The organism is Streptomyces sp. NPDC059582 (assembly GCF_042735715.1).
GTDB lineage: Bacteria > Actinomycetota > Actinomycetes > Streptomycetales > Streptomycetaceae > Streptomyces.
The window spans coordinates 83181-97408 of record NZ_JBHWCC010000039.1 but is presented as its reverse complement, the minus strand read 5'-3'; the positions used below and the strand labels follow the sequence as shown (position 1 = coordinate 97408).

Annotated in this window: 14 protein-coding genes; 8 read left to right on the top strand and 6 right to left on the bottom strand. The window is 68.4% G+C overall.

Annotation, left to right across the window (positions count from 1 at the left end):
- Positions 1-54 precede the first annotated feature (54 nt).
- A complete protein-coding gene (locus ACFV0T_RS28850) occupies positions 55-759 on the bottom strand; it encodes a DUF5324 family protein (RefSeq protein ID WP_385785156.1) in 705 nt (234 codons plus the stop codon).
- A 364-nt stretch (positions 760-1123) separates the two neighbouring features.
- Between ACFV0T_RS28850 and ACFV0T_RS28845 the strand changes: the two genes are divergently transcribed.
- Positions 1124-1657 carry a peptidylprolyl isomerase gene (locus tag ACFV0T_RS28845; RefSeq protein ID WP_385785153.1) on the top strand — a complete coding sequence of 178 codons (534 nt, stop codon included), beginning with the start codon at positions 1124-1126 and terminating at the stop codon, positions 1655-1657.
- 89 nt (positions 1658-1746) lie between these two features.
- Positions 1747-2634, top strand: coding sequence for a rhomboid family intramembrane serine protease (locus tag ACFV0T_RS28840; protein WP_385785150.1), 888 nt, complete (start codon positions 1747-1749; stop codon positions 2632-2634).
- A 245-nt stretch (positions 2635-2879) separates the two neighbouring features.
- On the opposite strand, the gene crgA is transcribed toward ACFV0T_RS28840, so the two are convergent.
- Positions 2880-3134, bottom strand: a complete 255-nt coding sequence (gene crgA / locus ACFV0T_RS28835) for a cell division protein CrgA (protein WP_385785147.1) — start codon at positions 3132-3134, stop codon at positions 2880-2882.
- A 142-nt stretch (positions 3135-3276) separates the two neighbouring features.
- Here crgA and ACFV0T_RS28830 point away from each other — a divergent pair, with 142 nt between their 5' ends.
- The 6 genes from ACFV0T_RS28830 to ACFV0T_RS28805 are packed head-to-tail and all read left to right on the top strand — an operon-like array spanning position 3277 to position 7420.
- Positions 3277-4056 carry a DUF881 domain-containing protein gene (locus ACFV0T_RS28830; RefSeq protein WP_385785145.1) on the top strand — a complete coding sequence of 260 codons (780 nt, stop codon included), beginning with the start codon at positions 3277-3279 and terminating at the stop codon, positions 4054-4056.
- A 21-nt stretch (positions 4057-4077) separates the two neighbouring features.
- Positions 4078-4824 carry a class E sortase gene (locus ACFV0T_RS28825; protein ID WP_385785144.1) on the top strand — a complete coding sequence of 249 codons (747 nt, stop codon included), beginning with the start codon at positions 4078-4080 and terminating at the stop codon, positions 4822-4824.
- A gap of 52 nt (positions 4825-4876) precedes the next feature.
- Complete coding sequence (locus ACFV0T_RS28820; RefSeq protein ID WP_385785141.1) at positions 4877-5038, top strand: hypothetical protein; 162 nt, start codon at positions 4877-4879, stop codon at positions 5036-5038.
- Positions 5035-5673: an aminodeoxychorismate/anthranilate synthase component II gene (locus tag ACFV0T_RS28815; RefSeq protein WP_385785138.1), complete on the top strand. Its 639-nt coding sequence runs from the start codon at positions 5035-5037 to the stop codon at positions 5671-5673. Before ACFV0T_RS28820 ends, ACFV0T_RS28815 begins: the two co-directional genes overlap by 4 nt.
- Positions 5592-6653, top strand: a complete 1062-nt coding sequence (locus ACFV0T_RS28810) for a class E sortase (protein WP_385785174.1) — start codon at positions 5592-5594, stop codon at positions 6651-6653. The genes ACFV0T_RS28815 and ACFV0T_RS28810 overlap by 82 nt, the downstream gene beginning before the upstream one ends.
- A 14-nt stretch (positions 6654-6667) precedes the next feature.
- Positions 6668-7420, top strand: a complete 753-nt coding sequence (locus ACFV0T_RS28805) for a class E sortase (RefSeq protein ID WP_385785136.1) — start codon at positions 6668-6670, stop codon at positions 7418-7420.
- Positions 7421-7518: 98 nt separating this feature from the next.
- On the opposite strand, the gene pknB is transcribed toward ACFV0T_RS28805, so the two are convergent.
- The 4 genes from pknB to ACFV0T_RS28785 form a co-directional block, all read right to left on the bottom strand.
- Complete coding sequence (gene pknB, locus ACFV0T_RS28800) at positions 7519-9510, bottom strand: Stk1 family PASTA domain-containing Ser/Thr kinase (protein WP_385785133.1); 1992 nt, start codon at positions 9508-9510, stop codon at positions 7519-7521.
- Positions 9511-9679: 169 nt separating this feature from the next.
- The gene (locus ACFV0T_RS28795) at positions 9680-11152 is read right to left on the bottom strand and encodes a peptidoglycan D,D-transpeptidase FtsI family protein (RefSeq protein WP_385785130.1); all 1473 of its coding nucleotides are present in this window, start codon (positions 11150-11152) and stop codon (positions 9680-9682) included.
- Entirely contained in the window at positions 11149-12585 is a 1437-nt protein-coding gene (locus ACFV0T_RS28790) for an FtsW/RodA/SpoVE family cell cycle protein (RefSeq protein ID WP_385785127.1), read from the bottom strand. The genes ACFV0T_RS28795 and ACFV0T_RS28790 overlap by 4 nt, the downstream gene beginning before the upstream one ends.
- A 27-nt stretch (positions 12586-12612) precedes the next feature.
- Positions 12613-14187, bottom strand: a complete 1575-nt coding sequence (locus ACFV0T_RS28785) for a Stp1/IreP family PP2C-type Ser/Thr phosphatase (protein ID WP_385785170.1) — start codon at positions 14185-14187, stop codon at positions 12613-12615.
- Positions 14188-14228: the final 41 nt, after the last annotated feature.

Sequence of the window (14228 nt, the reverse complement as noted above, 5' to 3'; positions counted from 1 at the left end):
GCCACCAGGCCGTCCGCCCCTCGACGTCATGTGACGGGTACGGGGATGTCCGCGTCAGCCGCGGTCCTCACGGTCCACGGCCTCGTCCTCGGCCTGCTTGGCCTGAACCTCGGGGTCGAGTACGGACTGGTCGAGGCTGCCGTCCACCGACTTCAGCCGATTCGACTCCGGCACCTCCGTCGCGGCGGGCGGCTCGACCAGCCAGTCCGGGTTGGCCTGCTTGTCCCACCACTTCCATGCGGCGTAGGCGCCACCCGCCAGGACGCCCAGGACGGCCAGCACCTTCGCGGCCTGGCCGGCCTTCGCCCGCCGACGGTGCTTGCGGGCCAGCTTCTCGATCTCCTTCGGCGTCACCTGGCCGCGCAGTGCGGCCAGCGCGGCGATGCCGCGCGCGGTGGCCTCGTCCCTGACGGGACCGGCGGCGGCCACCGCCTGCTCGAACCTCGGACGGGAGTAGTCGGCGGCCTGCCGGGCAGCCTCACGCGTACGGAACGCGGCGTCGTGGGCGGCCTGGTCGACCCTCGGCGGCACATGGGTGCGGGCCTGTTCCAGGCGTGGTGCGAGGTAGGCGTCGTACTGGACGCGGGCTTGTTCCGCTGCCTGCGACATCTTGGGCGCGAGCCGTACGCGGGCCTCGGATGCGTAGTACGCGGCCTTCTCCTTGGCCGTGTCGGCGTAGGGCGCCACCACTTCCGCGGCGTGCAGCACGCTGTCCTTCGCCGTTCCGGTCGCGGCGCGCACGCTGTCGATGCGGGTCACGGGTTCCTCCTCCTCGGTGGCGTACGGTAATTCGACTTTCCACCCTTTTACGGATCATGCCTGCCCGTGGACGCCGGGGCATGTGAGGACGGGCATCCGGGTCATGGGAGAGGACTCCGGACCAACTCCGATCAAGAGCGGTTCAACAACCGATCAAGTGCAATAGCGGATGAATACGGGGGAACAGGGAGCTTGACGTCGACAATGCCACGGATCGACGCCGAGTGCCCGCGCCGCGGGAGTACTCGTCCGGTTTTCCGCAAGCGGGATCCACGGATATCCGCTCGGAAGAGGACGTCGGGGGACGCGCCGTCCCGACCGTGCGAGGATCGGGGGGTCACAGGAAGACAACGGAAGGCAGATCGTGGCCGAGCAGCTCTACGCCACCCTGAAGACCAACCACGGCGACATCGAGGTCCGGCTCTTCCCGGACCACGCCCCCAAGACGGTCAAGAACTTCGTCGAGCTCGCCCAGGGCGAGCGGGAGTGGACCCACCCCGAGACGGGTGCGAAGTCCACGGCCAGGCTCTACGACGGCACGGTCTTCCACAGGGTGATCAGCGGATTCATGATCCAGGGCGGCGACCCACTGGGCAACGGCACCGGCGGTCCGGGTTACCAGTTCGAGGACGAGTTCCACCCGGATCTCCAGTTCTCGAAGCCGTACCTGCTGGCCATGGCGAACGCAGGGCCGGCGACCAACGGCTCGCAGTTCTTCATCACCGTCGCCCCGACGGCCTGGCTGAACCGCAAGCACACCATCTTCGGTGAGGTCACCGACGCGGCGAGCCAGAAGGTCATCGACGCCATCGCGTCGGCCCAGACGAACCCGCGCACCGACCGCCCGGTCAACGAGGTCGTCATCGAGTCGGTCGTCGTCGAGAAGCGTCAGTCCTGATTCGACGCGTTCCGGCAGGGAACCTATTGCCCCGCTCGTCCGTAAGGATGGGCGGGGCGCACTGCATACGACGACCCAGGGGATGTGTCATGGACCAGGCTCAAGGCAGTCACCAGGACGCCCGGAGTCTGCCCGGCTGCTACCGGCACCCCGACCGGGAGACCGGCATCCGCTGCACCCGCTGCGAGCGCCCGATCTGCCCGGAGTGCATGGTCAGCGCCTCGGTCGGCTTCCAGTGCCCCGACTGCGTGCGCGACGGCGGTGGCGGCGGCGCACCCCCGGCCGACTCCCGGCCCCGCACCATCGCGGGCGGGACGATCGCCGCCGACCCGCGCCTGGTCACGAAGTTGCTGATCGGCGTCAACCTCGCGTTGTTCCTGGTCCAGCTCTCTGTCGGCGACCGCTTCACCGACCGCTTCGAGCTCATCGGTCGGTGGTACTTCGGGGCTTCCGGTTCATGGGAGGGCGTCGCCGAGGGCCAGTGGTACCGGCTGCTCACCGCGATGTTCCTGCACGGTGGCTACATCCACCTCCTGTTCAACATGCTCAGCCTGTGGTGGATCGGCGGCCCGCTGGAGGCGGCCCTCGGCCGCGCCCGCTATCTCGCCCTCTACTTCGTCTCGGGACTGGCCGGCAGCGCGCTCACCTACCTGCTCGCCAACCCCGGCCAGCCATCGCTCGGCGCCTCCGGCGCGATCTTCGGTCTCTTCGGCGCCATGGCCGTGCTCATGCGCCGGCTCAACTACGACATGCGTCCCGTGGTCGCCCTGCTGGTGATCAACCTCATCTTCACCTTCGGCTGGCCCAACATCGCCTGGCAGGCGCACATCGGCGGGCTCGTGGCCGGTGTCCTCGTCGGCTACGCCATGGTCCACGCACCGCGCGAGCGCCGCACTCTGGTGCAGTACGGCACCTGTGGCCTGGTGCTTGCCGTGATCGTGGGGATGACGCTCCTGAGGACGGCCCAGCTCACCTGAGCGCACTGTTGTCCACAGCGCGTGCCGGATCTTGTGCACACCGTGCGGGAACAACTGTGCCCCCTGTCGCTGACCTGTTTTTCCGCAGGTCAGGCAGGGGGCGAACAGATTTTCGGGCACTGATAGTTCCGTCACACCGGCGTCAACGCCCGATGAGTTATCCACAGATCGTCTTTCTTTTCCCCACTGTGGAAAACCGCTGTGGATAACTCAGCGGATAGCCCTGGGCAGAGCCCCGCAGGGCCCTACTTCCACTGGGTGGAGACGCCGAACCCCGCCGCGATGAAGCCGAAGCCGACCACGATGTTCCAGTTGTCCAGACTGTCGAGGGGCAGCGAGCCGTCCGTCACATAGAAGACGACGATCCAGGCGAGGCCGACGAGGAACATGGCCAGCATGACCGGCGCGACCCAGGCACGGTTGGTGAGCTTGATGGCGGTCGCCTGCTTCGCCGGGGGCGGCGTGTAGTCGGCCTTCTTGCGGATACGTGACTTCGGCACGAGGGTCTCTCCTGTCGATGCGCTGCGTGGCCGCGCAGGGAAATTGTGGCTGGCTCGGGGCAGCGTACAAGGGGACACCGAGCGCTCCCCCGGGCGTCCGTTAGCGTAGTGCTTCCGTGGCGTCGAAGGAGATAAGGGTACGTTGAGCAATTCTGCCGACTCCCCCCGGACGGAATCCAGTCCTGATCGCCGGGGCGGCTTCCGTCCCGTCCGCGTGCTCACGGTCGCCGTCTTCGCTCTCGCCGGGCTCATCTTCTTCACCAGCTTCAACACGGCCAAGGGCACCAATATCCGCACGGACACCTCACTGCTGAAGCTTTCCGACCTCATCCAGGAGCGCAGCCACAAGAACGGCGAGCTCGACGACTCCAACGCGGCCCTGCGGCACGACGTCGAGTCCCTCGCCGAGGGCGACGACGGCAGCACCGAGGCGGAGGACGCGAAGGCGGCGGCCCTGGAGAAGAGCGCGGGCACGCAGAAGCTCAAGGGCGAGGCGGTCACGGTCACCCTGAACGACGCCCCGCCCGACGCGACCGCCAAGCTCCCCGGTTACCCGGAGCCGCAGCCCGACTACCTGGTCATCCACCAGCAGGACCTCCAGGCCGTGGTGAACGCCCTCTGGCAGGGTGGCGCCAAGGGCATCAAGGTCATGGACCAGCGGCTGATCTCCACCAGCGCCGTGCGCTGCGTGGGCAACACCCTGATCCTCCAGGGCAGGGTCTACTCACCGCCGTACAAGATCACGGCGGTCGGTGACCCGGAGAAGCTGCAGAAGGCGCTCGCGGACGCCCCGGCGATCCAGAACTACATGGTCTACGTCAACGTCTACGGCCTCGGCTGGAAAGTCACCGAGGACGGCACGGTGACTCTGCCCGGCTACTCGGGCACAGTGGATCTGCACTACGCGAAGCCTGTGGAGTAGCCGCCGGGGGGCCCTGTGTCGGTGCGTGTGATCGTCCGGACCGTCAGCGAGCTCTGCGTCACGGTGGGCGCCGTGATCGTGCTCTTCGTCGTCTACGTGCTGTTCTGGACCGGCGTGCAGGCCGACCGGGTCATGGACGACCAGATCGACCAGTTGCAGGACCAGTGGTCGAGGGGAAGCGTCCAGCCGACGGCGACATCGGCGACAGCGGCCACACCGACGGCACCGGCCACGCCGGAGACCCCTGGAGGCTCACCCGCCTCGCCCGCCGCCTCCGCCCCGCCCCCGGCGCCGTACCGGAACGGCAGGCCTTTCGCGATCATGTACATCCCGCGGCTCGGTTTCACGTGGAACAAGCCGGTCCTCGAAGGCACCGCCACCGGCACCCTGAAGAAGGGGCTGGGCCACTACGCGGGCACCGCGCGGCTGGGGCAGACGGGCAACTTCTCCGTCGCCGGTCACCGGCGCACGTACGGAGATCCGTTCAAGGACTTCCCCCGGCTGCGCCGAGGGGACGCGGTGGTGCTGACGGACGGGACCACCTGGTTCACCTATCGGATCGACAAAGGGCCCTACAAAACCGTTCCCACCGACGTTGAGGTGATCGACCCTGTGCCACGTAAGTCCGGGTATACGGGTGTGGGCCGCTACCTCACGTTGACCACGTGCGATCCCGAGTGGGGGCACAGTCACCGGTTGATCGTGTGGGCGCACCTGGACGCCACACAGCCTGTGGAGGCAGGCGAACCGGAGGCGCTGCGCCGTTAGTCTGGTGCCGTACGGCGTGAGTCTGTTGCCGTGGTGCGAGGGAAGGGACGGCATGTACGGCTGGATCTGGCGGTGTCTGCCGGGAAACGCGTGGCTGAAGGCGCTGATCTCGATCGTGCTGGTTCTGGCCGTGGTCTACGTCCTGTTCCAGTACGTCTTCCCGTGGGCTGAACCGCTGCTTCCCTTCAACGATGTGACGGTGGACAACCAGTGAGCGCGCGCATTCTCGTCGTCGACAACTACGACAGCTTCGTCTTCAACCTGGTCCAGTACCTGTACCAGCTGGGCGCCGAGTGCGAGGTCCTGCGCAACGACGAGGTGTCGACGGCGCACGCCCAGGACGGCTTCGACGGGGTGCTGCTGTCGCCGGGTCCGGGGACGCCCGAGCAGGCCGGCGTCTGCGTCGAGATGGTCCGCCACTGTGCCGCCACCGGTGTCCCCGTCTTCGGGGTCTGCCTGGGCATGCAGTCCATGCAGGTGGCGTACGGCGGTGTCGTGGACCGGGCACCGGAACTGCTGCACGGCAAGACCTCCCTGGTCGAACACGGCGGCAAGGGCGTCTTCGCCGGCCTGCCGTCCCCCTTCACGGCGACCCGCTACCACTCGCTGGCCGCCGAGCCGGCGACCGTGCCGGCCGAGCTGGAGGTCACGGCCCGGACGCACGACGGCATCATCATGGGGCTGCGCCACCGGGAACTTCCGGTCGAGGGTGTGCAGTTCCACCCCGAGTCGGTGCTGACCGAGCACGGCCACCGGATGCTGGCCAACTGGCTGGTCGAGTGCGGCTACGCGGGTGCCGTGGCGAGGTCGGCGGGGCTCGCCCCGGTGGTGGGCAGGGCCACGGCGTGACCGCGCTCGGGGACTGGTACGACGAATCGTCGTACGACCCCCCCATCGACGAGGAGACCGTCGCGCTGCGGATGTCCGACCTGGCCGCGATGGGGGCCGGCGGGTCCCTACCGGCTTCTGCGGCCTCGTCAGGCTCGTCCGCAACTCCAGTCACCCCGGGCGGTCGTGCGGCCCGCAGAAAGGCCGCCAAGCGCCGTGGCGGGCGTCATGGAGGCGGAGCACCGGAGGCGGAGACGCCGTCGGAGGGGGGCGGGCCCCGCGCGCCCCTCTCCCGGGTCGAGGCGCGCCGCCAGGCGCGGGCGCGCAAGGCGAGCCCGGCCGTGGTCGCCAGCCGGGCGATCGGCGAGGTGTTCATCACCATGGGTGTGCTCATGCTGCTGTTCGTCACCTACCAGCTGTGGTGGACGAACGTGCGGGCGCACGCGCAGGCGGGCAAGGAGGCGAGCAACCTCCAGCAGGACTGGGCGAACGGGACGCGCGCACCGGGCACGTTCGAGCCGGGGCAGGGTTTCGCCATCCTGCACATCCCGAAGCTGGACGTCGAGGTGCCGATCGCGGAGGGCGTCAGCAACAAGAAGGTGCTCGACAAGGGCATGGTCGGGCACTACGGCGAGGGCGCCCTCAAGACGGCGATGCCCGACGCGAAGGCGGGCAACTTCGCCCTCGCCGGTCACCGCAACACGCACGGGGAGCCGTTCCGGTACATCAACCGGCTCCAGGCGGGGGACGAGGTCGTCGTCGAGACGCAGAGCACCTACTACGTCTACAAGACGACGTCGATGCTGCCGGTCACCTCACCGAGCAACACCAGTGTCATCAACCCCGTGCCCACGGGGTCGGGCTTCACGGGCCCCGGCCGGTACATCACGCTCACGACGTGCACGCCTGAGTTCACCAGCAAGTACCGGCTGATCGTCTGGGGCAAGATGGTCGAGGAACGGCCGCGCAGCAAGGGCAAGCCGGATGCGCTCGTCAGTTAAGGGCAGAGGAAACAGTGGCAGCGACCGCCGACGAGACCGAAGAGCACACCGACGCGCCCCAGTCCGTGCCCGCGGCGCGGCGCCGCGGCCAGGGCCGGATCGCCCTGGCGGTCAGTGCCTTCGGTGAACTGCTCATCACGGCGGGCCTGGTGCTCGGCCTGTTCGTCGTCTACTCGCTGTGGTGGACGAACGTCGTCGCCGACCGCACGGCGCACCGGCAGGGCGACAAGGTCCGCGACGGCTGGGCCGCCGAGCAGGACACCGGTCCGGGCGCCCTGGACACCAGGAAAGGCATCGGCTTCCTGCACGTTCCGTCGATGAGGAACGGCGAGGTCCTGGTCGAGAAGGGCACCTCCTCGAAGGTCCTCAACGACGGCGTCGCCGGCTACTACGTCGACCCGGTCAAGGCCACGCTGCCCACGACGGGCAAGGCGGGCAACTTCACCCTCGCCGCCCACCGGGACGGCCACGGCGCGAAGTTCCACAACATCGACAAGGTCGGGGAAGGCGATCCGATCGTCTTCGAGACCAAGGACAAGTGGTACGTCTACAAGGTCTACGCCGTGCTCCCCGAGACCTCGAAGTACAACGTCGAGGTCCTCGGTCCGGTCCCCAAGGAGTCGGGGAAGAAGAAGGCCGGCCACTACATCACGTTGACGACCTGCACGCCGGTCTACACGAGCCGCTACCGGTACGTGGTGTGGGGCGAGCTGGTCCGGGTCGACAAGGTCGACAGCAGGCGGACGCCCCCGAAGGAGCTGCGCTGACCGCGCTGCGGACGACATGACCGAGGACGACATGACCGAGCCCCGGTGCCCTGAGAAGGGCGCCGGGGCTCGGTCGTAGGACCCGTGGGACCGGAGGATCAGTCCCTCGTGTGCGGTCCCGTGCCGGTGGGGCCGCCGAAGAAGCCGCCGCCGTTGCCGCCGTTGCCACCCTGGTCCACGGCGACCAGGTTGACCGTCGTGCCAGGGGCGACCGTGTTGCCCTGGCCCGGGTCGGAGCTGAAGACGATCGCGTTCTCGTTCTGGGAGCCGGTGATGGTGCCGACCTGGAGACCCGCCTGCCGGATCATCTGCTGGGCGTCCTTCAGCTTCTGGCCCTGGACGTTCGGGACCTGGACCTGCTGCTTCGCCTTGCCGATCTGGATCTGGACCGTGGAGCCCTTGTCGGCCTGCTCGCCCCGCTGCGGCGTGGTCGCGATGACCTTGCCGACCAGGTTCGGGTCGTCGGTCTCGACCTCGGTGCAGTTGCCGACCAGGTTGTTGGCCTGCATCTGCGCCTTGGCCGCGTCACAGCCCTGGTTGGAGACGTCGGGGACGGTGGACTTCTGCTGGGCCTTGGCGATCGTCAGCGTGATCGTGGAGCCCTTCTCGACCTCCTTGCCGAGCTCCGGATCCTGCTCCAGGACGGTGCCCGCTTCCTCGGAGGACTCCTTCTCCTTCGTCTTGACCGTGAACTGGTACTTGTCCCCTTCGAGGGTGTCCTTGGCCTCGTCCAGCTTCTGGCCGACGACGCTCGGCACGGCCACCTTCGGCGCTCCGGTCGACACGACCAGGTTGACGGTGGAGTTCTTCTGGACCTCCGTCTTGGCCTGCGGGTCCTGGTCGCAGACGTTGCCCTTGGGCTGCTCCTCGCAGGGCTTCTTGGTGACCGTTCCGAGTTCGAGGTCGCTGTTGGTCAGCAGATTCCTGGCGTCGGCCACGGACGCGCCCACGAGGTTGGGCACGGCCACCTGGTCGCTGCCCGCGCCGCCCCCGCCGAACGCCCACTTCCCGATCAGGATGGCGCCCACGAGGACCAGGACGGCCGCGACCACCAGGAGGATCGTCGAGGTGTTCGACTTCTTCTGGCGGCGCCGGTCGGGACGGTCGTCGTAACCGAAGCCGCCGTTGTCCGGGTTCATGGGCGGCAGCATGCTCGTGGCGCCGGCGTCCGCGCGCAGGGCGGTCGTCGCCTGGTCGTCGGGGTAGCCGCCGTAGCCGACCGAGCCCATCGCCGCGGTGGCCCCCACGGGCTGGCCGTCGAGGCAGGCCTCGATGTCGGCGCGCATCTCGTCGGCGGACTGGTAGCGGTAGTTCGGGTCCTTGACCAGCGCCTTGAGGACGATCGCGTCCATCTCCGGCGTGATCTCGGGGTCGTAGACGCTCGGCGACTGCGGCTCCTCCCGGACGTGCTGGTAGGCGACCGCGACCGGGGAGTCGCCCACGAAGGGCGGCCGGACCGTCAACAGCTCGTACAGCAGGCAACCCGTCGAGTACAGGTCCGAGCGGGCGTCGACCTGCTCGCCCTTGGCCTGCTCCGGCGACAGGTACTGGGCCGTGCCGATGACCGCCGCCGTCTGCGTCATGGTCATGCCGGAGTCGCCCATGGCGCGGGCGATGCCGAAGTCCATCACCTTGACCTGGCCGTTGCGCGTCAGCATGACGTTCGCCGGCTTGATGTCACGGTGCACGATGCCGCTGCGGTGCGCGTACTCCAGGCCCTGGAGGATGCCGATGGTCATCTCCAGCGTGCGCTCCGGCAGCAGCTTGCGGCCGCTGTGCAGAAGCTCGCGGAGCGTCGAGCCGTCGACGTACTCCATGACGATGTACGGGATCGAGACCCCGTCGATGTAGTCCTCGCCCGTGTCGTAGACCGCGACGATCGCGGGATGGTTGAGCGAGGCGGCCGACTGGGCCTCCCGGCGGAACCGAGCCTGGAACGACGGGTCGCGTGCGAGGTCAGCTCGCAGCGTCTTCACCGCCACCGTGCGACCGAGCCGGGTGTCATGCGCGAGGTAGACCTCCGCCATGCCACCACGACCGAGCACATGGCTCAGCTCGTACCGGCCGCCGAGGCGACGCGGCTCTTCCATAGCTACCTACCAGCCCTCTCCGTCGGTCCCGACCCGCACGAACGTGCGGGCGGAGGCTGTCGTCCGGGCATACCGTACCCGGATCGGTCTGTGTGACCTGGCCAAGCCCGTCACCCGATACAGGACCGGTATCGCAACGTGCACCGATGTGAAGGGGACGTGAGCGGGGTCACTTCTTGCTGTCGATGACTGCCTTCATCACGTCCCTTGCGATCGGACCGGCGAGACCGCCACCGGTGATGTCGCCGCGGTTGGCGGAACCGTCCTCGACGACGACGGCGACAGCCACCGGAGCACTGCCGTCCGACAGCTTGGCGTACGAGATGAACCAGGCGTACGGCTTCTCACTGTTGTTGAGGCCGTGCTGGGCGGTACCGGTCTTGCCGCCCACGGTGACGCCGTTGATCTTCGCCTTGCCGCCGGTGCCCTGGGGGTTGTTGACGACCGTCTCCATCATCTGCTGGAGCTTCTGCGCGGTCTCGGAGGAGACGGCCTGGGACAGCTCCTTGGGCTCGTGCGTCTCGATGACGTCGAGGTTGGAGGCGCGCAGCTGGTCGACCATGTACGGCTGCATCAGCTTGCCGTCGTTGGCGACCGCCGAGGCGATCATGGCCATCTGGAGCGGCGTGGCGCGGTTGGAGCCCTGGCCGATGCCGTCCAGCGCGTTCTGCGGTGCGTTGTCCTTGGGGTAGATGCTTTCGGCGGCGCGCACCGGGGTGTCGAGCTCGGCGTTGTTGAAGCCGAACTTCTCGGCCTGCTCGATCATCTTCTCGTTGCCGACGTTGTCGGCCATCTTCGCGAAGACGGTGTTGCAGGAGACCATGAGCGCGTAGCGCAGGTTGGCGTCCTTGCAGGCGCCGTGCTCGTTGGTGAGCTTCGTGGAGCTCTGCGGCAGCGGGAACGGGTCCGGCGTCTTGGTGGCGTCGTCGATGCCCGCGACCTCGCCGTTCTCCAGCGCCGCGGCGGCGGTGACCACCTTGAAGGTCGAGCCGGGCGGGTACGTCTCGCGCAGCGCCCGGTTGAGCATCGGGTCGTCCTTGTTGTTCTTCTTGAGGACCTTGTTCCAGGCCTTCGCGTCGTCGTCCGAGGTGCCGGCGAAGGTCGACGGGTCGTACGACGGCGTGGAGACCAGTGCCAGGATCTTGCCGGTGGACGGCTCGATCGCGGCGACGGCGCCCTTCTTGTTGCCCAGGCCCTGGAAGGCCGCCTTCTGCGCGGCGGCGTTGAGGGTGGTGACGACGTTGCCACCCTCCTTCTTCTTGCCCGTGATCATGTCGAGGGTGTTGCGGAAGAAGAGCCGGTCGTCGTTGCCGGTGAGGATGCCGTCCTCGAGTTTCTCCAGCTGGTTGGCGCCGAACGCCTGCGAGGAGAACCCGGTGACCGGCGCCCACATGGCGCCGTCCTTCCAGGTGCGCTTGTACTTGAAGTCGGTGTCGTTCGACTCCACGGAGCCGGTGATGGCCTTGCCGTCGACGATGATGTCGCCGCGCGGGGAGGCGTAGCGGGTGATGTTGACGCGGCGGTTGTCCGTGTCGGAGGCCAGGGTGTCGGCCTTCACGTACTGGAGCCAGTTGTCCCGCAGCAGCAGCGTGAGGACCAGCAGGCCGCAGAAGATCGCGATCCGGCGCAGGGGCTTGTTCACGGGCGGACCACCTGGGTCATCTCGGCGTCGGGGTTGGATGCGGGGGCCGGGGCCGGGCGGCGCGCCGTGTCGCTGATGCGGATCAGGATGCCGATCAGGGCCCAGTTGGCGATCACGGAGGAACCGCCGTACGCCAGGAACGGCATCGTCATACCGGTCAGCGGGATGAGGCCCATGACGCCGCCGGAGACGACGAACACCTGGAGGGCGAAGGCGCCGGAGAGGCCGATGGCGAGCAGCTTGCCGAAGGGGTCGCGGGCGGCGAGAGCGGTGCGCACGCCGCGCTCCACGATCAGCCCGTAGATCAGCAGGAGCGCCATGATGCCGGCCAGGCCCAGCTCCTCGCCGAAGGTGGCGAGGATGAAGTCGGAGTTGGCGGCGAACCGGATGAGCTCGGAGTGGCCCTGGCCGAGGCCGGTGCCGAGGGTGCCGCCGGAGCCGAACGCCCACAGCGCCTGCATCGCCTGCTCGGAGTGGCCACCGACGCCCTTACGGCTGAGGGCGTACTCCTTCATCGGGTCGAGCCAGGCCTGGACACGCTGCTGGACGTGCGGCTCGAAGCTCGCCACGCCGACCGCGCCGCCCGCGGACATCAGCAGACCGAAGACGATCCAGCTGGTCCGCTCGGTGGCGACGTACAGCATGATGACGAACATTCCGAAGAACAGCAGCGACGTACCGAGGTCGGTCTCGAAGACCAGGATCAGGATCGAGATGAACCAGACGACCAGGATCGGGCCGAGGTCGCGCCCACGGGGTAGGTACAGGCCCATGAAGCGGCGGCTGGCGAGGGCAAGCGCGTCCCGCTTCACCATCAGATAGCCGGCGAAGAACACCGCGAGGACGATCTTGGCGAACTCACCGGGCTGGATGGAGAAGCCGGCGACGGAGATCCAGATCTTGGCGCCGTAGATGTTCTGGCCGAGGCCCGGCACCAGCGGCAGCAGCAGCAGGAAGAGCGCGCCGACCATGGAGATGTAGGTGTAGCGCTGCAGGGCGCGGTGGTCCTTGAGGAAGATCAGCACGACGATGAACAGCGCGATGCCCATCGCGGTGTACATCAGCTGGCGTGGTGCCGCGGTGCCCGCCTGCTTGATCGACTGAAGCAGCTTGGACTGGTCGAGCCGCCAGATCACGACGAGCCCGAGCCCGTTCAGCAGCGTGGCCAGCGGCAGCAGCAGCGGGTCCGCGTACGGCGCGAACTTCCGTACGACGAGATGGGCGACGCCGGCCAGCAGGCCGAGGCCCAGGCCGTAGCTCAGCAGGCCGGACGGCACCTGGTCGTTGATGGCCAGGCCCACGTTGGCGTAGGCGAACACCGGGATGACGACGGCGAACACCAGCAGCGCGAGCTCGGTGTTGCGCCGGCTCGGGGTGCCGATCGAGCCGATCGTGGACGTGTGGTGCGTCGACGGGTTGGTAGTACTGCTCATCGTGTGACGGGGCCTCTCACGGCTTGCCTACTGCTTACCGCACAGCGAGACGACCTTCTGCTCCTCCTCCGAGAGGCTGGGGCCGGGGCTGGGAGTGGCGGTCGCGGACGGGGACGGAGTCGTGGACGGGGACTTGCCCGACGCCGATGGGTTCGGCGACGGCGAAGCCTTGGACGTGAAGGAGGTGCGGGTGGTTCCCGTGGTGCCTCCGGCCTCGCCCTCGCCCGTCTTGGAGTTCTTCTCGCTGTCGGCGGTACGGCGCTCGGCTTCCTTCTTGCACGCGGAGGCCTGTACCGACAGTTCGTCGATCTTCTTCTGGGCGGTGCTCAGGTTGCCCTCGGCGATCGTGGCCTCGACCAGCTTCTGCTGGTAGGGCGGCAGGTACTTGAGTTCGATGTCGGGGTGGTCCTTCTCGACCTTCGACAGCGAGACCCATGCCAGGTCCTGGCTGATGCCGCGGTACAGGGCCACGTGCTCGCCCTTGGTACCGACGTAGTACTGAGTCTGAGTCCAGCGGTAGCCGCCGTAGAGGCCGCCGCCGATGACGGCGAGGGCGAGCACGCTGTAGAAGGATCTCTTCAGCCACCGGCGGCCCTTGCGGGGCTTGACGAAGTCGTCGTCGGTGTAGTCGCCGAAGCTGCCCGCCGGGATGTAGCCGGTGGTGTCGCCGGAGCCGGGCGGGCCGAACTCGCCGCCCCCGCCCTGTCCGGGCACCTGACGGCCGAGGCCGGAGGCGCGTCCCGCGGGCGTCTGCATGATGCCGTTGTCGTGCAGCTGGTTCTGGTTCTCGGCGACCGCGCCGACCACCACCGGGGTGTCGGACAGCTGCCCGGCGAGGGTGTCGCCGGTGTCCAGGTCGAGCACGTCGGCGACGATCACGGTGATGTTGTCGGGGCCGCCGCCGCGCAGCGCGAACTGGATCAGCTCCTGCACGGTCTCCTGCGGGCCCTGGTAGCTGGCGAGGGTCTCCTCCATCGTCTGGTGGGAGACGACGCCGGACAGGCCGTCGGAGCAGATCAGATAACGGTCGCCGGCCCGGACCTCGCGGATCGACAGGTCGGGCTCGACGTGCTCGCCGCTGCCGAGCGCACGCATGAGGAGCGACCGCTGCGGGTGCGTGGTCGCCTCTTCCTCGGTGATGCGTCCCTCGTCGACGAGGCGCTGCACCCAGGTGTGGTCCTGGGTGATCTGGGTGAGGACGCCGTCGCGCAGGAGGTACGCGCGCGAGTCGCCGACGTGCACCAGACCGAGCCGCTGGCCCGTCCACAGCAGGGCGGTGAGCGTGGTGCCCATGCCCTCCAGCTGGGGGTCCTCCTCGACCATGGCGCGCAGCTGGTCGTTGGCCCGCTGGACGGCGGTGCCGAGCGAGGTGAGGACGTCGGAGCCGGGAATGTCCTCGTCGAGGGCGACGATGGTCGAGATGGCCTCGGAGGAGGCGACCTCGCCGGCCGCGGCGCCGCCCATTCCGTCGGCGATGGCGAGCAGGCGCGGCCCGGCGTAACCGGAGTCCTCGTTGCCCTCCCGGATCATGCCTTTGTGCGATCCGGCGGCGAAGCGCAGTGACAGACTCATGCGCACCTCGCCCGTCGGCTCCGGGTACATCCGCACGGTGCCCACCCTCCGGTCGGGAGCGCGCCGGGGTC

Bases quoted from the DNA above. Each gene is read 5' to 3' on its own strand.
- ACFV0T_RS28790 (WP_385785127.1), bottom strand. From the start codon at position 12,585: ATGAGCAGTACTACCAACCCGTCGACGCACCACACGTCCACGATCGGC.
- ACFV0T_RS28840 (WP_385785150.1), top strand. From the start codon at position 1,747: ATGGACCAGGCTCAAGGCAGTCACCAGGACGCCCGGAGTCTGCCCGGC.
- ACFV0T_RS28785 (WP_385785170.1), bottom strand. From the start codon at position 14,187: ATGTACCCGGAGCCGACGGGCGAGGTGCGCATGAGTCTGTCACTGCGC.
- pknB (WP_385785133.1), bottom strand. From the start codon at position 9,510: ATGGAAGAGCCGCGTCGCCTCGGCGGCCGGTACGAGCTGAGCCATGTG.
- ACFV0T_RS28820 (WP_385785141.1), top strand. From the start codon at position 4,877: ATGTACGGCTGGATCTGGCGGTGTCTGCCGGGAAACGCGTGGCTGAAG.